Source organism: Kitasatospora sp. NPDC097605 (assembly GCF_040302725.1).
GTDB lineage: Bacteria > Actinomycetota > Actinomycetes > Streptomycetales > Streptomycetaceae > Kitasatospora.
The window spans coordinates 71824-97342 of the sequence record NZ_JBEOSF010000001.1; the positions used below are offsets into that span (position 1 = coordinate 71824).

Consider the following 25519-nt stretch of genomic DNA (forward strand, 5'->3'; position numbering starts at 1 on the left):
CGGCGACACCGGAGAGTCCGGAAACAAGAACGCACGCCCGGCCGCCGGCGACACCGGCGCCCGAACGGGGGAGACCGCATGACCGACCAGCACACCGCCGGGACCGTCCCGGAACCGGATCCCGCCGCCAGACGGCAGGAACTGCTGCGCCGCCGCCTCGCCAAGGCCAAGGCCGCCAAGGCGGCGGCCGCGGCCGCCGGCACCGACCGCCACACCATCACCCCGCGCCCCGAGGGCACCCCGGTGCCGCTCTCCTCGGCCCAGCGCCGGATGTGGTTCCTCGCCCAGTACGAGCCGGACAGCGCGGCCTACCACATCCCGCTCGCCGTCCACCTGGACGGCGAGCCCGACGAGGCCGCCCTCGGCGCCGCCCTCACCGACGTCCTCACCCGGCACGAGGTGCTGCGCACCGTCTACCCGGAGCTCGACGGCGAGGTGCGCCCCGAGGCGCTGCCCGCCGACCGGTTCACCCTCACCACCGCGGACGTCCCCGCCGACGAGGTGGACGCCTGGCTGGAGGCCGAGGCCCGCCGCCCGTTCGACCTCGCCGCCGACCTGCCGCTGCGCGCCGCCCTGCTGCGCACCGGCGACGGCGCCGTGCTCAGCCTGGTGCTGCACCACATCGCGGCCGACGGCTGGTCGATCGGCGTGCTCTTCGGCGACCTCGCCACCGCCTACGGCGCCCGGCGCACCGGCGCCGCCCCGGCGTTCGAGCCGCTGCCCGTCCAGTACGCGGACGTCGCGCACTGGCAGCAGACCGAACTCGCCGCCGAACTCGACCGCCAGCAGGCCTGGTGGCAGGAGCGCCTGCGCGGCGCCACCGCCACCGTCACGGTGCCCGCCGACCGGCCGCGGCCCGCCGTCGCCGGCACCGCGGGCGCCCGGTTCACCGAGGAGCTCGGCGCCGAGCGCAGCCGCCGGGTCCGCGCCCTCGCCGAACAGACCGGCAGCACCGTCTACATGGTGCTGCTGGCCGCCCTGCAGACCGTCCTCGGCCGCTACACCGGCAGCGAGGACGTCACCGTCGGCACCCCGATCGCCGGGCGCACCCGCAGCGAGACCGAGCCGCTGGTCGGCTGCTTCGTCAACACCCTGGCGATGCGCACCGACCTCTCCGGCGACCCGACGGTGCGCGAGCTCCTGGAGCGGGTCAAGGACGCCACCCTCGGCGCCTACGGCCACCAGGACCTCCCGTTCGAGCGGCTGATCGACGCCCTCGGCCTGGAGCGCGAACTCGCCCACACCCCGCTGTTCCAGGTCCTGCTCAACGTCCACAACCAGGCCGAGGCCCGCCCCGAGCTGCCCGGACACACCGTCCACTGGCAGCCGATCGGCACCGACACCGCCAAGTTCGACCTCTCGGTGGCCGTCGTCGACACCGGCGGCGAGCTCGCCGCCGACCTCGTCTGGCGCACCGAGCTGTACGACGAGGCCACCGTCCGCCGGGTCTTCGGCCACCTCACCACGGTGCTCGACGCGATGGCCGCCGACCCCGACCGCCCGCTCGCCGACCTGCCCCTGCTCACCCCGTCCGAGCAGCGGCAGCTCGCCGCCTGGGACGACGAGACCCTGCGCGGCTGGGACCTCGACGGCACCCTGCACGGCCTGGTCGAGGAGCAGGCCCGCCGCACCCCCGACGCGCCCGCCGTGCGCGGCGCCGACGGCGTGCTCAGCTACGCCGAACTCGACCGGCGCGCCAACGCGCTGGCCCACCGGCTGCGCGCGCACGGCGTCGGCCCGGACCGCCCGGTCGGCCTGCTGGTCGAGCGCTCCGCCGCCCTGGTGGTCGGCATGCTCGGCATCCTCAAGGCCGGCGGCGCCTATCTGCCGCTCGACCCGGTCTACCCGGACGGGCGCATCCACGGCCTGCTGGAGGCCTCCGGGGCCGCCGCCGTCGTCACCACCGACGACCTGCGCGAGCGGCTCACCGGCGACCTGCCGGTGGTCGTCCCGGACGGCGAGGAGCGCGCCGACGCGCCCGAGGCGGACGTCCGCCCCGAGCACCTCTGCTACCTCATCTTCACCTCCGGCTCCACCGGCGCCCCCAAGGGCGTCGCCGTCGAGCACCGCAACTACCGCAACTACCTACACGGTCTGCGCGAGCGGATCGGCGGCGACCAGCAGGGCTGGAACTGGGCGCTGGTCTCCACCTTCGCCGCCGACCTGGGCACCACCAACGTGTTCGGCGCGCTCACCGGCGGCGGCTGCCTGCACCTGCTGACCCGCGACCAGGCCACCGACCCGGACGCCTTCGCCGCCTACGCGGCCGAGCACCGGATCGACGCCATGAAGCTGGTCCCCAGCCACCTGGAGGGCCTGGCCGCGCACGGCACCGGCCTCGGCGCGATCCTCCCCGCCCGGCTGCTGATCTGCGCGGGCGAGGCGCTGCGGCCCGACCTGGTGGCCCGGATCCGCGCCGCCCGGCCGGACCTGCCGCTGCACAACCACTACGGGCCCACCGAGACCACCGTCTCGATGCTCGGCACGCCCGTGCCCGACGACCTCGGCGACGCGGCCACCGCGCCGCTCGGCCGGCCGTTCGGCAACGTCCGGGCCCACCTGCTGGACGCCCGCCTCCGCCCCGTCCCGGTCGGCGTCCCCGGCGAGCTGTACGTCTCCGGCGGCGGCGTCGCCCGCGGCTACCTCGGCCGCGACGACCTCACCGCCGAGCGCTTCCTGGAGGTGGAGGGCCGCCGCTGCTACCGCACCGGCGACCTGGTCCGCCGCCGCGCGGACGGCGCCGTCGAGTTCCTCGGCCGGATCGACCACCAGGTCAAGATCCGCGGCTTCCGGGTCGAGATCGGCGAGGTCGAGGCCGAGCTGACGGCCCGTCCCGAGGTGCGCGAGGTCGTCGTGGTCGCCCGCGGCGAGGGCGCCGCCCGCTCGCTGGTCGGCTACCTGGTGCCCGCCGACCCGGCCGCCGCGCCCGACCCGGGCGAGCTGCGCGCCGCGCTGCGCACCCGGCTGCCCGACTACATGGTCCCGGCCGCCCTGGTCGTCCTGGACGCCCTGCCGCTGAACGCCAACGGCAAGGTCGACCGGGCCGCCCTGCCCGAGCCGGTCGCCGCCCAGCCGGTCTCCGGCGGCGGCGAGCTGACCACCGACACCGAGCACGCGGTCGCCGACGTCTACCGGCAGGTGCTGGAGGCCGCGGAGATCGGCGCGGCGGACGACTTCTTCGCGCTCGGCGGCGACTCCTTCTCCGCCGTGCGCGCCGTGCGCCTGATCGGCAACGGCCTGTCGGTCATCGACCTGTTCCAGCACCCCACCGTGCACGAGCTGGCCGCGCTGATCGACGCCCGGGCCGGCGGCACCGCCGACGAGGGCCCGCGCACCCTGCTGCACAAGCTCACCCGCGGCAACGCCCCGGCCGAGATCAACGTGGTCTGCGTCCCCTACGGCGGCGGCAGCCCGATCACCTTCCAGCCGCTCGCCGACGCGCTGCCCGCCGGGCACCGGCTGTTCGCCGTCGAGCTGCCCGGCCACGACCCGAGCCGCCCCGACGACGAGCTCGCCGAACTCGACACGCTCGCCGACACCCTGACCGCCCAGGTGCTGGAGCGGGTCGACGGCCCGGTGCTGCTCTACGGCCACTGCCTGGGCGGCGCGCTCGCCACCGCCCTCGGCTCCCGGCTGGAGGCGGCCGGTGTCGACCTGCGCGGCCTCGCGCTCGGCGGCACCTTCCCGGCCGCCCGGCTGCCCGGCCGCTTCGCCGAGTGGATGGCCCGCCGAATGCCCGGCGACCGGGTGCTGTCCAACCGCGGCTACCTCGAGTACCTGCGCGCCATGGGCGGCTTCACCGACGTCTACGACCAGGCCGAGCAGGACTTCCTGGTCCGGGCGCTGCGCCACGACGTCCGGCAGGCCGAGGACTTCTACACCCGCGCCTACGGGGACGGGCGGCCCGAGAAGATCGACGCCCCGATCCTGTGCGTGGTCGGCGAGAAGGACCGCGCCACCCAGCTGTACGAGGAGCGCTACGCCGAGTGGGAGCACTTCGGCGACAGCGTCGAGCTCGCCGTCGTGCCGCGCGCCGGGCACTACTTCCTCAAGCACCAGGCCGACGAACTCGCCCGGGTGCTCGCGGAGTTCGCCGCCACCGGAGAGATATCCGACCCGGCCGCGGTCAAGCGCCCGGCCGCCCGGGCCGAGCTGGGCATCTTCGCCAAGGTGGCGATCGGCCAGTTCGTCTCGATGATCGGTACCAGCCTCTCCACCTTCGCGCTCGGCGTCTGGGTCTACCAGCAGACCAACTCGGCCTTCGACTTCGCGATGATCTCGTTCATCGCGGTGCTGCCGGCCGTCCTGCTGCTGCCGATCGCCGGCGCGATGGCCGACCGGGTCGACCGGCGCAAGATCATGATCGCCACGGACACCGTGGCCGCCGCCGGCATGCTCAGCCTCGGCGTGCTGCTCTGGGCCGATCTCCTGCAGATCTGGCACATCTACGTCGTGGCCTGCATCGGCTCCACCTGTGGGGCCTTCCAACGGCCCGCCTACCTCGCCGCGATCACCCAACTGGTGCCCAAGCGCTACCTCGGCCAGGCCAACGGCCTCGCCCAGCTCGGCACCGGCGCCGGCGACATGATGGCCATCCTGGCGGGCGGCGTCCTGGTCTCCATGGTCGGCCTGCACGGCGTCGTGCTGTTCGACATGGCCACCTTCCTGATCGGTGTCACCTGCCTGCTGCTGGTCCGCTTCCCGGACGCCCTGTTCGACAAGCAGGAGGAGCCGCTGCTGCGCGAGGTGGTCACCGGCTGGCGGTACATCGCGCGCCGGCACAGCCTGGTCGCCATGGTGGTCTTCTTCGTGGTGTTCAACTACCTGTTCGCCGTCGCCACGGTGCTGATCACCCCGATGGTGCTGGCCACCGGAACGCCGTTCCAGCTCAGCGTCATCACCGCCCTCGGCGGCCTCGGCGCGATGATCGGCGCCCTGGTCATGGGGCTCTGGGGCGGCACCCGCCGCCGCACCATCGGCATGATCGGCTTCACCTCGGTGGTCGGCATCGCCGCGGTCCTCACCGGCAGCCGCCCCGAGACCGCCCTCACCGCCTGCGGACTCTTCGTCCTCTGGGCGGCGATGATGATCCTCAACTCGCACTGGATGTCGCTGATCCAGACCAAGGTCGGGATGGAGCTCCAGGGCCGCGTCCTGGCCACCAACCAGATGCTGGCCATGTCGATGATGCCGCTCGGCTTCCTCACCGCGGGCCCGCTCTCCGACCACGTCTTCGAGCCGCTGATGCGTCCCGGCGGCGCGCTCGCCGACACGGTCGGCCTGGTGCTCGGCACCGGCCCGGGCCGCGGCGCCGGCCTGCTGCTCGTGGTGGTCGGCCTGGTGCTCTTCGTCTGGGGCCTGCTCGGTCTCGCCTACCGGCCGCTGCGCCTGCTGGAGGACATCCTCCCGGACGCGCTGCCGGACGCCGAGATCGGCGACAAGGACGCCATCCAGGCCGAGGCCGACCGGCAGCTCGCCCTCGCCGAGGCCGCCCGCAAGGGCCGCCGCGCTCCCCGGGCCGTCCGGGTGCCGCACCCCGCCGGCACGCCCGAGCCGGTCGAGGACGACGACTCGGACGACCGGGTGCACGCCTCCACCGGCCGCCGGTAGGAGCGTCGCACCGCCGCCGGACCACCGCACCACCACCGAAGCGCCCCCGCCCCCTCCGGCACCGGAGGGGGCGGGGGCGCCGCCGTACGCCACCGGGCGCCGTACGCTACCGGGCGCGCTTGAAGGCGTAGTTGAACTCCGTGGTGCCGAGGGCCCGCATCATCCGGATCCAGAACGGCATCATCATCTCCATCGCCCGGGCACCCGTGATGTCGCCCAGGTCGATCACCCACTCCGCCGGCCAGCCGAACGTGCCCAGCAGCGCCACCGTGCGCGCCTTGGCGTCGGCGTCGTTCCCGGCCACGAACAGGTTGTGCTCGCCCTCCAGCCGGGCCGGGTCCACCATAAGCGGCGCGGTCAGCGTGTTGAGCGTCTTCACCACCAGCGCCCGCGGGAACTCCCGCTGGATCCGCTCGCCGACGCTGTCGGTGTTCACCGGATCCAGCGTCACCTCGCCCTCCGCGGAGAAGACCAGCGGGTTGGACAGGTCGATCAGCAGCTTGCCGGCCAGGTGCTCCGCCCCCGCCGCCCGCAGCGCCTCCACGGCCACCGTGCCCGGGGTGGCGTTCAGGACCACCTCGCCGAACGCCGCGGCGTCCGCGAAGGTGCCGTGGTGGCCGCCCGCCCCGGCCTGCCCGGCCCACGCCGCGCCCGCCTCGTTGTCCTTGCTCCGCGAACCGAGCGTCACCTCGTGGCCCAGCGCCACCAGCTTGTCCGCGATCGTGCGCGCGACCCCGCCCGTCCCGATGATTCCGTACCGCACCTTCCGTACCCCCTGTCACTCGGACCTCTGCCGGACCGACCCTAGATCACTCCGGCCGGTGCGTCCGGTGAAACCGGCGAACGGCCGACCGCCGAGTGGAGCAGCCCGCTGGTGACGGCGACCGGGCCGCCGAACCATGGCGCCATGAACCGCACCGCCCGCCCGTCCCGGCGCCGCCCGTCCCGCTACCCGGCCCGCGCCGCCGCGCTGCTCACCGGCCTCGCCCTGCTCGGCCCGCTCGCCGCCGGCACCGCCCGCGCCGACGTCACCACCATCTCCTTCGGCACCGACCGCACCGCCTGGGACCGGGCCGAGCCGCTGCTGAGCCCCGCCGAGGTCGACCGGTCCGACTTCGGCGTCCGGTTCTCCACCCAGCTCAACGGCCAGGTCTTCGCCCAGCCGCTGGTGATCGGCGACATCGTCGTCGTCGCCACCGAGACCAACCACGTGTACGGCGTCGCCGCGAACACCGGAAGGATCGTCTGGCACCGCGAGACGGGCCCGGCCTGGGCGTCCGCCGCCATCGGCTGCTCCGACCCCGGCCCCAACGTCGGCACCACCTCCACCCCCGTGTACGACCCCGCCACCGGCACCGTCTACCTCACCGGCAAGGTCGACGACGGTCCGGACGACCACCACCCGCACTACTACGTGCACGCCGTCGACGCCCGCACCGGCGCCGAGCGCAGCGGCTGGCCGGTCACCGTCCAGGGCGACCCGGTCAACGCCCCCGGCAAGCCGTTCAACGCCTACCGCTCCCTCCAGCGCACCGGCCTGCTGCTCCTGGACGGCCGGCTCTACTTCGGCTTCGGCTCGCTCTGCGGCATCGGCGACTACATCGGCACGGTGGCCGGCCTCGACACCCGCACCCGCGAGCTCACCCTGTTCGCCACCGTCGCCGGCTCCGACACCCAGCGGGCCTCGGTCTGGATGTCCGGCGGCGGCCTGGTCTCCGACGGCCCCGGCCGGTTCTTCCTCACCACCGCCAACGGCCAGGGTTCCGGCGCCTCGCCCGCCCCCGGACCCGGGAACCGCCCGCCCGGCGGCCTCGGCGAGTCGGTGATCCGCTTCGGCGTCCGGCCCGACGGCGGCTTCGCCCCCGAGGACTTCTTCAGCCCGGTGGACAACGCCACCCTGGACCGCAGGGACACCGACCTCGGCTCCGGCGGCCCGGTCGCCCTGCCGTCCTCCTTCGGCACCCCCGCCCACCCGAGGCTGCTGGTCCAGGTCGGCAAGGACGGCCGGATCTTCCTGCTCGACCGCGACGACCTCGGCGGCACCGGCCAGGGCCCGGACGGCACCGACAAGGTGGTCGGCCTCACCGGCCCCTACGGCGGGGTCTGGGGCCACCCGGCGGTCTGGGGCGGCGACGGCGGCTACGTCTACACCGTCGAGAACTACGGCAGGCTGCGCGCCCTCAAGTACTCGGTGAGCGCCGCCGGCCTGCCGCGGCTGACCAGCGCCGGCACCAGCGCCGAGGAGTACCTCAAGATGTCCGGCTCACCCGTCGTCACCTCCGACGGCACCCGCACCGGTTCGGCCCTGGTCTGGGTCATCTGGTCCGGCACCGGCAAGTACGGCGAGGGCGGCGAGCTGCGCGCCTACGACCCGGTCCCGGTCGACGGCACCCTGAAGCTGCGCCGCTCCTTCCCGATCGGCACCGTCAGCAAGTTCTCCGTCCCCGCCACCGACCGCGGCCGCGTCTACGTCGGCACCAAGGACCACCACCTGGTCGCCCTCGGCCGCCCCTCCGCGTTCGCCTGAGGCAGGGCCGGATCAGGTCCCCGCTCGGACGCCGAACAGGACGACCACCAGCGCCGGCAGGGCGGCGCCCGGGGCGGGGGCGGCCAGCAGCAGGCGGCCGGTGTGGGTTTGCGGGCAGCAGCCCGGATCGTGGCACGGGTCGGTCATCATCTCGGCGAACCCGCGCGGCGGGAGGACGAACGGCAGGCACGCCGTGGTGACCAGGGTCGACCGTGACGGCACCCGCCACCGTGCGCCCCGCCCCGGGGCCGTTGTCCTCGTCATGGCCCCGATCCTGCCCGGCAAACGCGCTGCCGGGCAGGCGGCGGACCCGGAACGGGGTGCGCGGAGTGCTCAGAGCCGGGCCGTCACCGTCTTGGGGCGCTGGTACTCGTGCAGGGCGAGGACCGACAGGTCGGTGCCCTGGCCGGAGGCGCCGCGGCCGCCGTGCGGGAGTTCGGCGGTCTGCGCCAGGTGGCAGTTGATCCAGGTCTCGCCGGCGTCCAGCCGGGCGGTCAGGTCGAGGGCGGCGGACAGGTCGGCGGTCCACACGCTGGCGCCGAGCGCCTGCGGTACGGCGTTGGCGAGGGCGAGCGCGGCGTCGGGGGTCGGGGCGTGCTGGACGGTGAGCAGCGGGCCGAACACCTCCCCGACCACCGCCGGGTCGTCGTCCGGCAGGTCGGCGAGCAGCCGGGCGGGGCGCCAGAGGCCGTCGCCGCGGCCGGGGGCGGGCAGGGAGCGCTTGGCGGCCGAGGCGGCGACGATCCGGTCGTAGCGGGCGGCCTGGTCGGGGTTGTTGAGCGGGCCGAAGTCGCGGCCTGCCTCGCGTGCGCCGAGCGCGGTGGCGAGGGCCTCGACGGTCCGCTCGTAGTGCTCGGTGAGGGTGATCACCCGGGCGGGTGCGGCGCAGCTCTGCCCGGCGTTGTAGGTGCAGGCGGCGGCGAGCGCGGACCAGGTGTGCGCCGGGGCGTCCGGCAGGACCAGCACGGGGCTGTTGCCGCCGAGTTCCAGGCTGACCCGGCGGTGGCCGGCCCGGGCGGTGATGTCGGCGCCGGCGGCCGCGCTGCCGGTGAAGGCGATCAGGTCGACGTCGGCGGTGACCAGCAGCCGGCCGGTCCCGCGGTCGCCGGGCAGGGCGGTGAGCACGCCCTCGCCGAGCGCCTCGGCGGCGTGCGCGGCCAGCAGCGTCGCCGAGTCCGGGGTGGTCTCGGCGGGCTTGACGACCACCGTGTTCCCGGCCGCGAGCGCCGGGGCGCCGCGCCAGGCGGCCATCAGCAGCGGGTAGTTCCACGGCACGACGGCCGCGACCACGCCGACCGGCTCCCAGCGCACCCAGCTCTCGTGGCCGGGCAGGTAGCGGCCGGCGGCGGGGGCGGTGCCGGCGCGCGCGGCGCCCGCGTAGAACCGGAACAGGTCGGCGACCTCGCGTATCTCGGCGGCGGCCTCCGCCTCGGGCTTCCCGGTGCCGGCCTGCTCCAGCACGGTGTACTCGGTGAGGTGGCGTTCGATCAGGTCGGCCAGCGCGTCCAGGCGGCGCTCGCGCTCGCGCGGGGTGAGCGCGCGCCAGCGCGGGGCGGCGGCCCGGGCGCGGGCGACGGTTCCGGCGACCTGCCGGGCGCGTGCCGGGACGAGGGTGCCCCGGGTGTGGCCGGTGCGCGGGTCGGTCAGGTGGAGCTCGGGCGCTTCGGACGCCTCGGGCACTGCGGGGGAGTCGGGGGAGTCGGTGGTCGGTGCCATGGCGGGGCCTCCCGGGCCGGAGCAGCAGGGGATTGGGCAGCAGGGGACGGGACGGTCGACGGGGTCACAGGTCGTAGGCGCGCAGCCAGAGTTCGAGGGTGAGCACCAGCCAGAGCTTGCCGCCCTGGCGCGGCAGCAGGGTGCCCTCGCGGCGCATCCAGGTGCGGACGGTGTCGGGGCGGACCAGTCCGCGCTCGCGGGCGGTGGGTCCGAGCAGCAGCTCGCCGGAGAGCTCGCGCAGCGGCCCGTGCAGCCACTGCTGGACCGGCACCCGCATGCCGCTCTTCGGCCGGTCCACGACCGCCTCGGGCAGCAGGTCCCGCACGGCCTCCTTGAGCACCCACTTCTCCACCGTGCCGCGCAGCTTGAGGGTCGGCGGGGTGGCGAAGGCGTGGTCGACGACCCGCCGGTCGAAGAGCGGCGAGCGGCCCTGCACCCCGCGCGAGGCGGTGAGCCGCTCGACCTTGGTGAGGATGTGGTGCGCGCCCTTGGTCCGCAGGTTGCAGTGCAGCAGTTGGTTGAGCAGCGCCCGCATCGGCCCGGGCGCCAGGTAGGGGGCGACGAAGCGGCGCGGGTGCGGCTCGCCGGCCAGGGCGCCCAGGGCGTCGGCGGTGAGCAGCCGGGGCAGGTCCTCGTAGCACTTGCGGTAGGACCGCAGATAGGCCTCGGCCCGCGCCTCCGGGGCCGGATCGTCCCGGTGCATCTCGTGGACCAGCATCGGCAGGTTCTTCGGCCCGCCGTACACCGGGTCGCCGCCCTCGCCGTTGAGCGAGACGGTGAGCCCGTCGGCGGCGACGGCCTCGGCGAGCATGAGGTTGGGGACGGTCAGCGGGTCGCCGACCGGGCTGTCCAGCAGGGCGACCGTGTCGGCGAGCCGGGCGGCGACCTCCTCGCCGGAGACGGTGAGGATCCGGTGCCGGGTGCCGCAGTGGTCGGCGACCAGCCCGGAGTAGCCCAGCTCGTTGGGCAGCCGGTCGCCGAAGCTGATCGAGTAGGTGTGCACGGGGTGGTCGTGCAGCTTGGCGGCGAGCGCGGTGACCAGCGAGCTGTCGACGCCGCCGGACAGCAGTACCCCGACCGCCTCGCCGGCCGGCAGCCGCCGCGCGGTGGCCTGTTCGAGCAGGCCGCGCAGCTCCCGCGCGTACACCCCGGCCGGCGGCGCCGCACCGTCGGGCAGCCGCTCGGCGGGCTCCCAGAACGGCTCCTGGCGGGCGCCGCCGTCGGCGGCGAGGCGCAGCACCCGGCCGGGCAGCGCCTCGTGGACGCCGCGCAGCAGGGTCTCCTCGCCGGGCAGGTAGGCGAAGGTGAGGAAGGAGCGGACGGCGGCCAGGTCGAGGCCGGTGCCGAGCGCGGGCCAGTGGCGCAGGGCGCGCAGCGAGGTGGAGGCGGCCCAGCAGCCGTCGGCGCGGGCGTAGAACAGGGTGCGGGTGCCGGTGTGGTCGCGGACCAGCACCAGGTCGGCGCCGTCCACGACGGCGAGCGCGAACATGCCGTCGGCCCGCCGCAGGCCGTCCGCGCCGAGCCGCAGCCACAGGCGCAGCAGCAGCTCGCCGTCCGGGCAGCCGTCGGGGGCGGGGGAGCCGGCCGCGGCGAGGGCGGCGAGCAGCTCGGGCCGGTTGTGCAGGGTGACCTCGCCGACGGCGGTGGTGCCGTCGACGGTGAACGGGCCGGTGGCGAAGCCGGGTTCGGCGGGGAGCAGGGCGGCCTGCGCGCCCTCGGGCGCGGGGGCGCCGGTGAGCGCGGCGAGGTGGGCGCGGGCCCGGCCGGCGTCGGGGCCGGCGCAGGCGCAGCAGCGGGGCATGGTGGTGCGGTGCCTTTCGTCGAGTGGCGGCCCGCGCCGGGGCGGGGCCGGGGCCGGGTTCCGGTGGCGGCTCAGCCGAAGTCGTCGCCGTCCCAGCCGTCGTCGGAGTCGTTCCAGTCGCCGAAGTCGTCGGCGTCGGCCGGGTCGCCGGCCGCAGGGTCGTCGTGGCCCACCGCCGCCTCCCCGCCGGCGTCACCGCCCCCGCCGCCACCGCTGTCGGAGGAGGTGGAGGCCTGCTGTCGGGCCTGCGCGCGCAGTTCCTCCTCCTCGTCCTCGGACAGGGCGTCCGGCGGCAGCTGCGCGGCCGTGATCGCGGCGACGCCGGCCACGCCGAGGGCGCCGACCACGACCCCGAGCCGCCCGCCGAAGGAGCTGCGGTTGAGGGTGACCAGCCCGCCGCCCCACACGGTGCGGCCGTAGCCGATGTCGCGGCCGTACTCGGTGGCGCCGTCCGCGTACCGGCGCTTCACCAGGTCGCGCCCCAGGGGTTCGTCGGTGCCGGAACGGCCGAGGCTGTCGTGCCAGTGGATCTGCCGGTCGGTGCCGCGCCGGCGCCATTCGCTGCGGCCGTCCTCGTACCGGCGGTGCACTTGGCCGTCCGCCAGCAGTTCGTCGCGGTAGCCGAGGTGGCGTGCGTTGCTCATGGGTGCGGGGTCCTCACGGATCGGGACGGGAGTCGGGCGGGGTCGGGCGCTCAGCCCGTGGGCCAGCTGAGGAAGCCGCTGCCGCGCGCGGTGCGCACGCGCCGGCGCAGCGGGGTGCGGCGCGGGCCGGCCGTGCCCGCGCCGCGGAGCCGGCGGATCACGGTGTGCAGCAGCCGGGCCGGGGCGACGGCGGCCAGCTCGATGGTGCGGCCGCTGCCCAGCCAGGCCCGCTCCTCGGGGCGCAGCCCGGCGGGAAGCGGTCCCCGGTAGCCGTGCGGGCCGCGCCCGGAGGTGAGGTGCAGGGCGGCGGCGTGCCGGGGCACCAGGCCCATCGAGCGCACCCGGACGTTCCGCGCGGCGCCCGGTCCGTACGCGGCCCGGACCTCCTCGAAGCAGGCGAGCCCCGACGGGCTGGCGTCGTGCAGCACGTGCACGACGGCGTCCCCGGCCCGCTCCAGACCGGCCACCAGCCGGTCGTCGAGCGGCAGGTCGCCGGCCGCGACGATCGGGCAGGCGGCCTCCAGGTGCAGGTCGTTGGCGAGCAGCATCGCGGTGATCTCCCGGCTCTGGCAGACCAGCAGCCGGGGCAGACCGTAGTCGTAGAGGTCGGGTTCCGCGGCGGCGGCCCGGGGGCCGGCCGGGCGGGGCGCGGGCGGCGGCAGCAGGCCGGGCAGCTCCTCGCGGCGCGTGGCGAGCGCGGCGGCGAACCGGGCGTACCGGACGGGCGGCGCCAGCGTGTACGGGATCCGGCGCGGTCCGGCGTGCAGCGGCTGGAGCACCCGGCACAGCTCGTAGTAGAGCTGGCGCTCGGTGTACCGCAGCCCGCCGGGCGCCCCGGCCCGGGCGGCGGCGACGGTCAGCGCGCCGTCCAGCAGCGGACGCAGCGTCATTCGGTTCCTGCCTCTCGTCGTGCCCGCCGTCATGCGGGGCCCTTCCCGAGGTCCGGCCCGCCCGGGCGGCCGCCGTTCCCGGCCGTGTCGTCCGGCCCGGACTCGGGCCAGGTCATGAAGCCCACCGCGAGCGCCCGCCGGCGGGTCTCGACCGGGGTCTCCGGTCGGCCCGCCGCGGGGGAGCGCACCGGCCCGGTGCGGCGCGCGGCCGGGTCCCGGGGCGCCGGCGGCGCGGTGATCCGCTCGGCGGCCCGTTCGGCGAGCGCCAGCAGCCGCCTGGGCGGCAGCGCGGCCACCGGGCTCCACCAGCCCTCGGCGAACCAGTCGCGCTGGCTGCCGGTCAGCTCGGGCACCGCGCGTTCCAGCCGCAGCCGCGACTCCTCGGAGCGGTACAGGTCGCGCAGCAGCGTGTACTTGTGCTCGTCGACCAGCACGGTGCGCACCGACAGCCCGGCGTCCAGCACCCGCGGGCCGGGGCGCGCGGCCCGGGCCTCGGCGACCAGCAGGTGCCCCTGCGGCGAGGCGTCGTGCAGCACCACCAGCGGCAGGCCCGCCGGGACGGCCCGCAGGTTGTTGACGATCAGCGCGCGGTGACGCTCGGGGTAGCCGTTGGCGCGCAGGAACACGCGGACGGTGAGGTCCGGGCAGAGCAGGGCGAACGCCGGGTCGGCGGGCGGCGGCCCGGGTGGCACCAGCGTGTCCTCCACCAGTCCGGCCGGCAGCGCGCCGTAGACCGCCCGCCAGCGGTTCAGCACGGTGTCCCGGAAGACCTCCTGGGTCCAGCGCGACTCCACCGAGGTGTCCGGCGCGGGCGTCCCGGACAGGATCCAGCTGCGCGTGCCGAAGCCGATCAGCGTGAGCGCGACGAGTACCAGCACCAGCGCGAAGCCGGGTTCGTCCAGCAGCGCCGTGCCCACCAGCAGCCCGATCAGGCCGAAGCCGATCATCGAGACGGCGTTGCCCTTGTCGCCCCGGAACTTCTGCGGCGGCCGGCCCCGGTGCTGCAGGGCGTAGTTCAACTGCCCGCTGGTGACGGTCAGCCGGCCTCCGTCGGAGAGCTTCTCCGTCACCTTGCGGATCCGCAGGTCGTGCAGGCCGACGCCGTCGAGCTTCGGGTCCAGCGCGAACTCCGCGCGGCAGTACGAGCACCGGCGCTTCGGGCGCTGGCGCTGGAGCAGGTTCTTAGAGCAGTGCGGGCAGATCATCGCGGCACCTCCGGCACCGGCCAGCTGAGGAATCCGACATGGCGGTTCAGCGCCCGCTCGGCGGCCCGCTCGGCCATCGCCAGGAGCCGCTTGGGCGGAACGGCGGCGAGCGGACTCCACAGGCCTGCCGCGAGCCAGTCGCGCTCCGCCCCGGTGAGCCGCGGCAGCCCGTGCAGCAGTTCCTCCAGCGGCTCGCGCCGCTGGTGCGCGTACAGCTGGACGGCGCGGTCCCCCGCCGTCAGGACGGCGCGCGCCGACAGTCCGGCGTCCACCACCGGGTGGTCCGGCCGCGCGGCGCGGACCTCGGCGACCAGCAGACAGCCCTGCGGCGAGGCGTCGTGCAGCACCACCACCGGCAGGTCCTCGGGCAGTTCCCCGGGCGTGGCGGCGATCAGTGCCCCGTGCCGCTCCGGGAAGGCGTTGGCGTGCAGGAAGGCGGTCACCGTCGGGTCGGGGCAGAGCACCGCGAGGGCCGGCGGGTCCTGCGGCACGACGGGCGTGACGGCGGAGTCCTCGACCACGCCCGCCGGGAGGCCGCCGTAGACCTGGTTCCACCGGTTCACGACCATGCCCTGGAACTCCCCGACGCTCCAGCGGGTCCGGTCGGCCAGCGGCGCGGTCCACTCGTCCTGCTCCCGCCACAGGGCGTCCCGCAGCTGCTCCCAGGCGCGGAGGGCCTGCTTCCAGCGCTCCTCGATCCGCCGGCGCCGCAGCAGCCGGAACGCCGGTCGCGCCATCCCCCCGGTCACGACCAGGCCGATGAAGGCGGTCACGACGACGACGATGACGGCGCCGGGCACGTGGACGGCGAGCAGGAAGGCGGTGGCCAGAAGGACGACGCCGATGGTGAGGCCGGTGACCACCTCGCCGACGCCGTCGAAGGAGGGGGAGTGCGGCCGCCCCGGCGGCACCTCGCGGGGCAGGGCCGCCGGCCGCCCCCGCTCCTGGAACGCCCAGCGGAGTTGCTCGACCGTCACCACGATCCGCCCCTCGTCGCCGAGCCGCTCGACGGTGCGCGTCAGTCGGAGGTCCTGCAGACCCTTGGTCAGCTTCGGCTCCAGGGCGAACGGTTGCCGGCAGCGGCCGCAGGTCAGGGCCGTGCGTTCGCGGGCGAGCAGCCGGGCCTCGCAGCGCGGGCAGATCATCGCGCGGCCCCCTCCAGCGCCGCCGCCAGTTTGCGCAGCCCGGCCGCCAGCCGCTCCCGCCGTGCGACCGGTCCGATCCGCTGCCCGCGCTCCACCGCCCGCAGCGCCTCGGCGAGTTCGTCCTCCGAGCGGCGCTCGGCCTCGGCCGCGGTGATCGCGTAGTCCTCGTGGTCGATGCCGTACCCGGTGTTGGCGGCCAGGATGTTGAGCGGCTCGCGGCCCCGGTTGGCGAAGGAGTGCGGCATCAGCTCGGGTATCCGGATCAGCAGTCCGGGCGTCAGCGGCAGGTTGACCACCCGGCGCCGCTCGGCGTCGTACAGGCCGCAGGCGGCGTGGCCCAGGCTGAGCACCAGGTGCTCGCCGCCGTGCGCGTGCGGGGTGAAGGCGCTGCGCGGCGCGACGATGCCGAGCTTGTAGGTGGCGTTCGACGGCCGCTCCGGCGAGGTCTTGGCGTCGCCGACCAGGTAGTGGGCGAACTGGCCCTCGTCGATGAACCGCAGCAGCTCCTCACCGGCCGGGCCGTGCACCGCGTCGGGCCCCAACTCCCGCGCGCCGTCCCGGTCCGCGAGCAGGACGCGGCCGTCCGGGCGCAGCCGGTACAGCTCGGCGCCGGCCGGCAGCCGCCCGGCGATTCGTTCGAGTTCCCGCAGACCGGACCGTACGGACATCGGCCACCCCACCCCCACCTCGACCTGTGCGACGTCACCCCCGGTGACGCGGGCCGCCGCGCGGCCGGTTCCCGCCGTCCGGGACCGACGTCGCGGATCTTACGCAACCGGGGTGACAACGCCCAGGACGGAGCCTGAACAGCGGGCTCAACGGCCGCGGGCCACCACGAAGTCCGGCAGCGCGGCGAGGAAGGCCAGCGCCTGCGCGGCCTCCTCGTCGGCCGGCTCCGGCGCCCCCGCCAGCACCGCCTCGACCTCCCGCCCGGCGGCCGCCACCAGCCCGGCCGCCGCCTCCCGGGCGTGCGCCACGCAGTCGTAGGCCGCCATCCGTTCCAGCAGCCAGGCCACCTCCGCCGCCGCCCCGGGACCGCGCTGCGCCCGGGTGAGGCTCAGATGGCGCACCACCCGGGCCCGTTCGGCGGGCGTGGCGCGCTCCAGCAGCCGGATCAGCATCAACGTCCGCTTGCCCTCCCAGAGGTCCCCGGCGATCTCCTTGCCGTACTCCTCGGCCTCCCCGGTCAAGTTGAGCACGTCGTCCTGGATCTGGAAGGCGGCGCCCAGGTACCAGCCGAACCGGTCCAGCCGGTTCGCGTCGCCGCCCGCGCCCTCGGCGACCAGCAGGCCCGAGCGGCACGGGTAGAGGAAGGTGTACCAGGAGGTCTTCTTCAGGCACATCCGGTAGTAGTCGGTGCCACTGAGCGCGCAGACGTTGTCCCGGATCCAGGCGATCTCCAGGGCCTGGCCCTCCAGGGACTGGCGGCACATCAGCTCGGTCTCCTCGAACAGCCGCCAGGCCAGCTCCGCGCCGAGTTCCCGCCGGTTGGCCATCACCCGGCGCAGGCCGAGCAGGTGGGTCGCGTTGCCGACGTTCAGCGCGACCTCGACGCCGTAGCGGGCGGGGAGGGTGGGCGCGCCCCGGCGCAGCTCGCTGCCGTCCTGGATGTCGTCGTGGACGAGGAAGGCGTTGTGGAACAGCTCCACGGTGACGGCCGGGTTGAGGGCCCGTTCGGGCCGCCCGCCGAAGGCCGCGCAGGTGACCAGGCAGAGCGCCGCACGCAGGCCCTTGCAGGGGCGGGTCGGGTAGTCGGCGGCCAGGTCGTAGAGGTAGGGCGGGCTCTGCGCGGGGATGTGGCGCAGGAGTTCGGCGAGGGTCCGCTCGCGGTAGCGGGCCAGGACCTGTTCGACCAGCGGCGCGCCGAGGGCGGTGGCCGGGGCCGTCACGCCTGCGGCCGGTGGTCGGGCTCGGCGTCCTCGTCCGGCGGGGCGGCGCGCTGCGGTCCGAAGGCGTCCTGCAGGCCGCGGTTGGCGAGGCCCGGGGCGAGCGAGCCGAGACGGAGCAGCAGGTCGAGCACGTCGTGGGCGTTGGCGGTGAGCCGCTGCGTGTGCTCGGAGACGTCGCCGGTGGTGCTCGCGAGCACCCGCTCGCTGACCGCGTCGATGAGCTGGTGGGTGTTCTCCGAGACCCGGCGCACCAGCTGGTCGAACTCCTCCTGGTCGACCCGGTGCTCGGCGGTCAGCCGCTCCGTCACCACGTCGGCGTCGGCGAGTCCGGCGGCCAGCTCGCGCTCCAGGACGGCCGCCGCCTCCATCACCGCGCGCGAGCCCTGCTCGCCCAACTCGCTGAACCGACCGGCGTCGGGCATGGCTGACCTCCTGGTTCGCGTCCCGGACGGGGCCGGGGACGACGGGCCGGTCCGGCGCCGGGCAGGGCGCCGCCTCGATCGCCGATGGTACACGGCTGTGTGCGGAGCGTGTCCATGGCGGCACGGGGTGGTGCCCACCGCGCGCGCGTGCCGTGGTGCGCCGCCGTCGCCCCGGCGTGCGACGCGGACCGTGCGCCGCCCGCTGGTCGGGCGGCTCCCGGGGGCGTGCCGCGGCGGTCCGGCGAGTCGACCGTCGGCCACCGTCCGGTCACTGGTAGTGATGGCCTGGTCGCGGACCCGTGGGGAACCCGGACGGGACGGCGCGGCACGGCACGGGACAGGGAGCGGTCATGGGTGGCAGGCAGCGTCCGCCGAAGGCGCGGAACGTCCGGTCGGTGGTGGACACCGGAGCGGAGATCGCGAGGTTGGAGGGCTACCTCGCCTGGGAGGCGGAGGTCGCGGCGGCCGAGCGGGACGCCCGCGCCTTCGCCGACCGCTTCGGCTGGCTCCCGGCGGACGACCGCGAGGCACTGGAGCGCGCCTACGCCGACGACCGGCTCCGGTACGCCGAGGAGGTCGTCGACCGGGCCGTCGGCCGCTGCCGCGAACTGGCCGCCCGCTACCGCGCCGAGTGCCGCCGGATCTGCGCCCGCTGGGCGGTGGTCTGCCTGTCGGTGGCCCTCGCCGCGGCGCTGCTCGCCGTCCTCCCGGTCGCGCTGCGCGCCTGACGCACCGCCGGCGCCATGCGCACGGGCCCGCCGCCCACCCCTCGGGGTGCGCGGCGGGCCCGTGCGCATGGCGCGCGGTCCTCAGTGGTGGCCGTGGCCGCTGCCGACCTCCCGGTGCTCCTCGGCGGTCGGCTTGGCGATCTGGGCGCCCTCGCCGTAGAAGCCGCGGGAGAGCTTGGCCCGGGTCCGGGTCCAGATCGACGCCTTGCGGGCCACCCCGTTCTCGTCCACCTCCGGCGGCAGCACGACCGGCTGCGGCTGGTCGTGCGAGGTGAGCGTGTAGAGCCGGTCCTGCGGCAGCGGCGCGTGCACCTCGACGAACTCGCCGTGCTGCAGCCGCTTGATGACGCCGGTCTCGCGCCCGTGCAGCACCTTCTCCTTGTCCCGCCGCTGCAGGCCCAGGCACCAGCGCTTGGTGATCACGAAGACGATCACCGGGCCGATGAAGAAGCCGATCCGGGCCGCGATGGTGATCGCGTTGATCGACAGGTGGAAGTGGGTGGCCAGCAGGTCGTTGCCGCCGGCGGCGAGCAGGATCAGGTAGAGGGTGATCCAGGCGGCGCCGAACGCGGTGCGCACCGGCGCGTTGCGCGGCCGGTCGGCCATGTGGTGCTCGCGCCTGTCGCCGGTGATCCAGGCCTCCAGGAACGGGTAGGCCCAGATCGCCACCAGCACCAGCGGGAAGATCATCAGCGGGACGAACACGCCCAGCACGAGCGTGTGGCCCCAGAGGCCGATCTCCCAGCCCGGCATGATCCGGATCAGGCCCTCGGAGAAGCCCATGTACCAGTCCGGCTGGGCGTCGGTGGACACCTGGTCCGGGCGGTACGGGCCGTAGGCCCAGATCGGGTTGACGGTGGCGATCGCGGCCATCGCCGCGACCACGCCGAACACCAGGAAGAAGAAGCCGCCCGCCTTGGCCATGTAGACCGGCATCAGCGGCATGCCGACCACGTTCTCGTTGGTCCGGCCGGGCCCGGCGAACTGGGTGTGCTTGTGGTAGAAGACCAGGATCAGATGGGCCACCAGCAGGCCCAGCATGATGCCCGGGATCAGCAGGATGTGCACGGTGAAGAGCCGCGGGATGATGATGGAGCCAGGGAACTGGCCTCCGAACATGAACATCTCGAAGTACGTTCCGATGATCGGCACGGCGAGCACCGCGCCCTCCATGAACCGGATGCCGGTGCCGGAGAGCAGGTCGTCGGGCAGCGAGTAGCCCATGAAGCCGTCGAACATGCCGAGGATCAGCAGGCCCGCGCCGAACAGCCAGTTGATCTCACGGGGCTTGCGGAACGCGCCGGTGAAGAAGACCCGGAACATGTGGGCGAACATGGCGGCCACGAACACGATCGCGGACCAGTGGTGGATCTGGCGGAGCAGCAGGCCGCCGCGGATCTCGAAGCTGATGTTCAGCGTGGAGGCGTAGGCCTCCGACATCCGGATGCCCTTGAGCGGGATGTAGCTGCCCTCGTAGGTCACCTCGCCCATGGAGGGCACGAAGAAGAGGGTCAGCCAGACGCCGGTCAGGATGATGATGAGGAAGGTGTAGAGGCAGATCTCGCCCAGCATGAAGGACCAGTGGTCCGGGAAGATCTTGCGCAGGTTGGACTTGGACAGGGCGTAGATGCCGAGGCGTCCGTCGGTCCAGTCGGCGAGGGCCTCGGCCTTGTTGGCGGGCGCCGCGCGGGTACTGGTGACCGGTCCCGGGGTCGGCTGCTGCTCGGCCCTCACGACGGGCTCCCCGGCGTCCGCAGCGGCACGACCCGGGCGCCCGGCCGCGAAACGGCCGGCCGATGGAGTGATGTGATCATCGGACCTCTCGATACGGGGGTGCCGGGCAGGCCGGCGCGCGGATCCGGCGACCCGCCGCCCCGTTGCTCAAAGTGATGGAGCGCTTACTCTGTCATGCTGTCGGGAGCGCGCCGACTGTGCACGTCCATCGGCCCGTCCGGCCGCTCGTGTCGGCCCGTCCGGGGGCCCGCCGCCCCGGTCCGGGGCCCGGCCGCGACGCCGATGCTGCGCTCGGGTGCTGTTGGCGGCACGGAGAAGCGTTTCGGCGCGTGCCGCGCCCGGGGAGGGTGCGGGACCGGGCCTACGCTGCGCCAATGGTGGAACACCGGGAACTCTTCGAGGACGTGACGGCCGACCTGACCAGGGCCGGCTTCGACACCGGGCGCGGGCCCTCGGGCCTGCGGATCGACCCGGGCCCGCGGGGGGTGGTGATCGGCTGGCCGCCCGCCGACGGGGCGGCCGGCGACCCGCCGCCCGCCGAGGGCATCCGGGCGGCGGTCACCGGCGCCGTCGCCGCGGTGCTGCGCGAGTCCGGCTACCGGCTGGCGGAGGAGGGCCCCGACGGACTGCTCGTCACCGGCGGTCCGGTCCGGGCGGCCGCCGCGCCGGACGGGGCGGAGGCGGCGGAGCGCGAGCCGGCCGCCGTCCCCGAGCAGTGGTGGGGCTGACCCCGGGCGGTCGCCGGATTGCCCCTGGTCCCGGCCACGTGCAACCATGAGGTTGCAACTATTGGTGGCAACTGCCGGTGACGGCCGAGGAGCAGCCCCATGGACGACGCCGCGACGATGGACCGGAGCCCCGGCGGCGAGATGGTCGACGGCGTGCTCGGCGCCCTCGCCGACCCGACCCGCCGCCGGCTGCTCGACCTGCTCGCCGCCCAGGGCGAGGCCACCGCGACCACCCTGGCCGGGCGGCTCCCGGTCTCCCGGCAGGCCGTGGTCAAGCACCTCGCGGTGCTGGACGCCGCCGGCCTGGTCGCCGGACACCGGTCCGGCCGCGAGGTGCGCTACGCCGTCCGCCCGGCCGCCCTGGACGACACGGCCCGCTGGATGGCCGGCCTCGCCGCCGACTGGGAGCGGCGGCCGGCCCGGATCAAGGCCCTCGCCGAGGCGCCGCCGTCCGAGCCGGCGCCGCCCGGGCCGCCGCCGTCCGGGACCCGGTAGCCGGGCCCCGGACGGCGCTCCGGTGCGGGCGGGTCAGCCGTGCGACACGGCCGCGATCGCGGCGGCCAGCTCCGCCACACCGGGCTCCCGCAGCACCCCGTAGTGGTCGCCGGCCAGCCGCACCGTCCCCGGCGCGTCCGCCGACCAGCCGGAACTGCCCTCGATGAAGGAGTAGTCGTCACCGGTGGCCTTGAAGACGGTCACCGGGGCCGACAGCCGCCGCTCGGCCAGCTCGCGGAAGCTGTACTCGAACTCGTACGTCTCCCCGACGATCCGGGCGATCCGGGTGATCAGCTCCTCGTCGAGGTCCGGCAGCAGCCGGTGGACGAAGGCGGCGAAGCCGGCCTCGTCGCGCACCTCGGCCAGGCACCGCTCCAGCTCCGGCCCGGCGATCGAGCCCGCGAACACCGAGTACAGGATCGTCAGGTACCCCGGGTTGCGGTAGGAGGACTCGCGCCCGTACCGCTCCCCGTCGGCCCGCCGCACCTCCGGGTTGCCGGGGCAGATCAGCAGCAGGTCCGTCACCCGCTCCCCGGCCCGCTCCAGCTGCCAGGCCGCCTCGAAGGCCACCCGGGCGCCGAACGAGTACCCCCACAGGGTGTACGGGCCCCGCGGCCGGACCCGGCGGATCTCCGCCACGTCGGCGGCGGCCATCTCCCGGATCGTCGGGTACGGCGTCTCCCCGGGATTGATGCCGTGCGACTGCACCCCGTAGAACGGCCGGCCCGAACGCCCGGCGAGCGGGCGCAGGTTCATCGGGTAGCCGCCGAGGCCCGGCCAGCAGAACACCGGATCACCCGCGCCGTCGCGGTGCAGCGGCACCAGCCGGGAGACCGGTGCGTCCGCCGCCCCGCCGGCCCGGGCGGCGTCGATCCGCGCCGCCAGGTCCGCCAGCCCCGGGCACTCGAACAGCACCTGGAGCGGCAGCCGGGTGCCGAACTCCCGGTTCACCCGGTTGACCAGCGCCACCGCGATCAGCGAGTTGCCGCCCGCCGCGAAGAACTCGTCCGCCGCCGAGACGGCCTCGTACTTCAGCGCGGCCGCCCACACCCCGGCCAGCCGGCGCTCGGTCGGCGTCGAGGGCGCCACGAACGGCGCGCCCGTGCCGGCGTCCCGCACCCGCTCGGCGGCCGCCAGCGCCTTGGCGTCCACCTTGCCGTTGGCGGTCAGCGGCAGCTCGTCCAGCACCAGCACCCGGTTCGGGACCATGTAGTCCGGCAGCACCGCCGCCAGCTCGTCCCTGATCAGCTCCGCCGGGCCCTTCATGTGCACGGCGTCCTCCCGCATGCCCTCGCTGCGGACCTGCTCCTCGCTCACCCGCCCGCCGAGGAAGAAGTACGACGCCCCGCCCGGGATCCCGCACCCGGCCAGCACCGCCTCCATCCGCCGGGCGGACGGCAGCGGGTGGCCGCTCTTCGAGCTGTAGCCCGAGGACATGAACCCGAAGCCCAGCGCGTTGCGCTGCAGGTGGTGCAGCCGGGTGCCGAGACCGATGTACTCCAGCCACGGCTCGGCGGCCCGGCTCACCGCCGTGACGCCGAACCCCGCCCGCGCGTACACCTGCTGGTTGATCGCGATGACGTGCCGGGACTCCACGATCTCGTCCGAGATCCGGACCAGCTCGCCGCCCGCGGAGTCGCCCCCGTACCGGTACAGGCCCGCCGGCAGCCCCTCGACCCCGCCCGGATGGGCCTGGACGAACAGCTCGGTGTCGTCCCGGGGCGGGCGCCCGTCGTCCGCGACGACGGTGAAGCTGCCCAGGTAGAAGTCCTCCTCGGCGACGTCCAGCCGGTGCTGCACGTCCGGCTCGTGGCCCAGCGGACGCACCGCCAGACCGTACTCCGGCAGCACCTCCTCCAGCACGCCCAGCATGTGGCCGGTCTCGAACTCCAGCACCTCCTGGATGTTGTTCCGGTACACCGGCTCGATCGCGCCGCGCCGGCCCAGGAAGTGCAGCGCCAGCGGCACGCCCCCGGGCGCGGCCTCGCCGACCCGGACCAGGGTGTGCTCCACCGGGTGGTAGTAGTACACGCCCGCGGCCCGGCCGTGCGAGCCGTCCGTCTCCAGGTACAGCTGGGTGGCGTACAGCGCGCCCGGGGAGGCGTACGCGTACTTCGGCAGCAGCCGCTCCTCGCTGTGGAACTGCCCGAACCAGCGCAGCACCGGGCCCAGTTCGGCGAGGGTGAGGTCGTGCTCGCGGGTGACGGGCGCCGCCGCCGGGCGCGGGGCGGCGAGCAGCGCCAGCAGGTCCTCCCCGGTCACCGGGCCGCCCTCGAAGAAGCGGTAGGTCTTGCGGGCGAAGGTCTCCCGCCGCTGCCGCCCGGTCTCCCGGCGCCCCGGCAGCTCCACCACCGGCCGCCCGGCCAGCTCGGCCGGGGTGCGCACGCCCGGATTGGACAGCTGCGCCTTCACCTGGAGCTTGCTCGCCTTGGACTGGTGGTGGCCGCCGTGGTTGCCCTGGTCCATCAGGGCGGCCTCCTTGGGGTTGAGCTCCACGCAGGCCACCAGGTTCCGGTGCCCCGTCCGCGCGTCGTCGGTGACCACGGCGGCCGCCCGGCGCACCCAGGTGTGCTCCTCGATCGCGAGCGCGATCTCGTCCAGCTCCACCCGGTAGCCGCGCAGCTTGACCTGGTTGTCCACCCGGCCCGCGCACTGCAGCGTGCCGTCCGGGTTCCACTGGGCGAGGTCGCCGGTGCGGTACAGCCGCTCGCCCGGCAGGTGTGGCGAGGCGACGAACCGTTCCGCCGTCAGGTCCGGCCGGTTGAGGTAGCCCCGGGCCAGCTGGACGCCGCCGATGTACAGCTCGCCCACCGCCCCGACCTCCACCGGCGCCAGCTCCTCGTCCAGCACGAAGCAGCCGGTGCGGTCCACCGGCACGCCGATCGGCACCGATCCGCCCGCGTCGCCCGGCGCCTGCGGGTCCACCCGGTGGGCGGTCGCGTTGATGGTGCACTCGGTGGGGCCGTAGAGGTTGACCAGCTCCGCGCCCGGCAGCGCGGCCGTCAGCGCCCGCGCCAGGCGCACCGACAGCGGCTCGCCGCCGGAGTACAGGCCGCGCACCGTGGTGCACTCCGTCAGCCGCTCGGTGTCCAGCAGCGCCTGGAGCAGCGTGGGCACGCACTGCAGGGCGGTCACCCCGTGCGCGAGCACGGTGTCGATCAGCGCCTCCGGGTCGCGGTAGACGCCCGGCGCGCCCATCACCACGTGCGCGCCGGCGGCGGGCGCCAGGATCTCCCACTGGGCGGCGTCGAAGCTCATCGGCGTCTTCTGCAGGATGGTCGTGTCCGGGCCGAGGTGCCCGGCCTCGGCCAGCCAGCGCAGCTGGGACACGATGCTGTGGTGCTCGATCATCACGCCCTTGGGGCGGCCGGTCGAGCCCGAGGTGTAGATGACGTACGCCAGCGTCTCCGGGCTCGGGTCGGCGGGGCCCTGGCTCTGGTGCGGGATCGGGTGCGCGTCGGGGTGCGCGTCGGGGTGCTCCGCGTCCTGGGGGACGTCGGTGGCGACGACGATCCGGGTGCCCGGCGGGACCAGCTCGGCGAGCCGGGCCCGCAGGTGCTCCTGCGTGACGATCACCCGGGTCCCGCTGGACTCGATCATCCAGCGCACCCGCTCCTGCGGGTACTCCGGGGACAGCGGCAGGTAGGCGGCGCCCGCGTGCAGGATGCCCCAGGCGCCGGTCATCAGCTCCAGCGACGGCTCGGTGTACAGGCCGACGCAGTCGTCGGCGGCCACCCCCAGCCGGTGCAGCCGCCCGCCGAGCGCGTCGGCGGCGGCGCCGAGCTCGCCGAAGCTGAGCCGGCCGCCGTCGCCGGTCACGGCGGTGGCGTCCGGTCGGGCGGCGGCCTGGGCGCGGAGGAGGTCGGGCAGACAGCGGGAGCGGCGGGCATCGAGGAGTACGGCGGACAGGACGGACTCTGCGGTCATGAGGGGGTTCCCTGGGTCGGGCGGATACGGCCGCCCGGTGCGCCGACCGGGCGTGACC

18 protein-coding genes are annotated in these 25519 nt (G+C 75.2%); 5 read left to right on the forward strand and 13 right to left on the reverse strand.

The window, feature by feature from the left end:
• Positions 1 to 78 precede the first annotated feature (78 nt).
• Positions 79 to 5610 (forward strand): non-ribosomal peptide synthetase/MFS transporter, encoded by a 5532-nt coding sequence (locus tag ABTX81_RS00345; RefSeq protein WP_350540654.1) that lies wholly within the window; start codon positions 79 to 81, stop codon positions 5608 to 5610.
• Positions 5611 to 5716: 106 nt separating this feature from the next.
• Here ABTX81_RS00345 and ABTX81_RS00350 read toward each other — a convergent pair whose 3' ends face one another.
• A complete protein-coding gene (locus tag ABTX81_RS00350; protein WP_350540655.1) occupies positions 5717 to 6373 on the reverse strand; it encodes an NADPH-dependent F420 reductase in 657 nt (218 codons plus the stop codon).
• Between the two features lie 144 nt (positions 6374 to 6517).
• On the opposite strand from ABTX81_RS00350, the gene ABTX81_RS00355 reads away from it, so the two are divergent.
• The gene (locus ABTX81_RS00355; RefSeq protein WP_350540656.1) at positions 6518 to 8137 is read left to right on the forward strand and encodes an outer membrane protein assembly factor BamB family protein; all 1620 of its coding nucleotides are present in this window, start codon (positions 6518 to 6520) and stop codon (positions 8135 to 8137) included.
• Positions 8138 to 8149: 12 nt separating this feature from the next.
• Here the strand turns inward: ABTX81_RS00355 and ABTX81_RS00360 are convergent, their stop codons facing one another.
• The 10 genes from ABTX81_RS00360 to ABTX81_RS00405 all read right to left on the reverse strand — a co-directional run bounded on the left by ABTX81_RS00360 (position 8150) and on the right by ABTX81_RS00405 (position 17849).
• On the reverse strand, positions 8150 to 8401 hold the full coding sequence (locus ABTX81_RS00360) for a hypothetical protein (RefSeq protein WP_350540657.1): 252 nt from the start codon (positions 8399 to 8401) through the stop codon (positions 8150 to 8152).
• Between the two features lie 69 nt (positions 8402 to 8470).
• Entirely contained in the window at positions 8471 to 9853 is a 1383-nt protein-coding gene (locus tag ABTX81_RS00365) for an aldehyde dehydrogenase family protein (protein ID WP_350540658.1), read from the reverse strand.
• 64 nt (positions 9854 to 9917) lie between these two features.
• Positions 9918 to 11654, reverse strand: a complete 1737-nt coding sequence (locus ABTX81_RS00370; protein WP_350540659.1) for an asparagine synthetase B family protein — start codon at positions 11652 to 11654, stop codon at positions 9918 to 9920.
• A gap of 71 nt (positions 11655 to 11725) precedes the next feature.
• Positions 11726 to 12298, reverse strand: a complete 573-nt coding sequence (locus ABTX81_RS00375; protein WP_350540660.1) for a hypothetical protein — start codon at positions 12296 to 12298, stop codon at positions 11726 to 11728.
• Positions 12299 to 12348: 50 nt separating this feature from the next.
• Positions 12349 to 13188, reverse strand: coding sequence for a hypothetical protein (locus ABTX81_RS00380; RefSeq protein WP_350540661.1), 840 nt, complete (start codon positions 13186 to 13188; stop codon positions 12349 to 12351).
• Positions 13189 to 13217: 29 nt separating this feature from the next.
• Entirely contained in the window at positions 13218 to 14393 is a 1176-nt protein-coding gene (locus ABTX81_RS00385; RefSeq protein ID WP_350540662.1) for a hypothetical protein, read from the reverse strand.
• On the reverse strand, positions 14390 to 15538 hold the full coding sequence (locus tag ABTX81_RS00390) for a hypothetical protein (protein WP_350540663.1): 1149 nt from the start codon (positions 15536 to 15538) through the stop codon (positions 14390 to 14392). The genes ABTX81_RS00385 and ABTX81_RS00390 overlap by 4 nt, the downstream gene beginning before the upstream one ends.
• Positions 15535 to 16206, reverse strand: coding sequence for a cupin domain-containing protein (locus ABTX81_RS00395; protein WP_350540664.1), 672 nt, complete (start codon positions 16204 to 16206; stop codon positions 15535 to 15537). Before ABTX81_RS00395 ends, ABTX81_RS00390 begins: the two co-directional genes overlap by 4 nt.
• 147 nt (positions 16207 to 16353) lie before the next feature.
• Positions 16354 to 17427, reverse strand: a complete 1074-nt coding sequence (locus tag ABTX81_RS00400; RefSeq protein ID WP_350540665.1) for a polyprenyl synthetase family protein — start codon at positions 17425 to 17427, stop codon at positions 16354 to 16356.
• Positions 17424 to 17849, reverse strand: a complete 426-nt coding sequence (locus ABTX81_RS00405) for a hypothetical protein (RefSeq protein ID WP_350540666.1) — start codon at positions 17847 to 17849, stop codon at positions 17424 to 17426. Before ABTX81_RS00405 ends, ABTX81_RS00400 begins: the two co-directional genes overlap by 4 nt.
• Positions 17850 to 18199: 350 nt before the next feature.
• On the opposite strand from ABTX81_RS00405, the gene ABTX81_RS00410 reads away from it, so the two are divergent.
• The gene (locus ABTX81_RS00410; protein WP_350540667.1) at positions 18200 to 18577 is read left to right on the forward strand and encodes a cytochrome C oxidase subunit I; all 378 of its coding nucleotides are present in this window, start codon (positions 18200 to 18202) and stop codon (positions 18575 to 18577) included.
• 81 nt (positions 18578 to 18658) lie between these two features.
• Here the strand turns inward: ABTX81_RS00410 and qcrB are convergent, their stop codons facing one another.
• Positions 18659 to 20311 (reverse strand): cytochrome bc1 complex cytochrome b subunit, encoded by a 1653-nt coding sequence (gene qcrB / locus ABTX81_RS00415; RefSeq protein ID WP_350540668.1) that lies wholly within the window; start codon positions 20309 to 20311, stop codon positions 18659 to 18661.
• Positions 20312 to 20685: 374 nt separating this feature from the next.
• On the opposite strand from qcrB, the gene ABTX81_RS00420 reads away from it, so the two are divergent.
• Both ABTX81_RS00420 and ABTX81_RS00425 read left to right on the forward strand, forming a co-directional pair.
• Positions 20686 to 21039 carry a hypothetical protein gene (locus ABTX81_RS00420; protein WP_350540669.1) on the forward strand — a complete coding sequence of 118 codons (354 nt, stop codon included), beginning with the start codon at positions 20686 to 20688 and terminating at the stop codon, positions 21037 to 21039.
• 99 nt (positions 21040 to 21138) lie between these two features.
• Positions 21139 to 21534: an ArsR/SmtB family transcription factor gene (locus ABTX81_RS00425; RefSeq protein ID WP_502892678.1), complete on the forward strand. Its 396-nt coding sequence runs from the start codon at positions 21139 to 21141 to the stop codon at positions 21532 to 21534.
• 33 nt (positions 21535 to 21567) lie between these two features.
• Here ABTX81_RS00425 and ABTX81_RS00430 read toward each other — a convergent pair whose 3' ends face one another.
• Positions 21568 to 25461 carry a non-ribosomal peptide synthetase family protein gene (locus ABTX81_RS00430; RefSeq protein WP_350540670.1) on the reverse strand — a complete coding sequence of 1298 codons (3894 nt, stop codon included), beginning with the start codon at positions 25459 to 25461 and terminating at the stop codon, positions 21568 to 21570.
• Between the last annotated feature and the right edge of the window lie 58 nt (positions 25462 to 25519).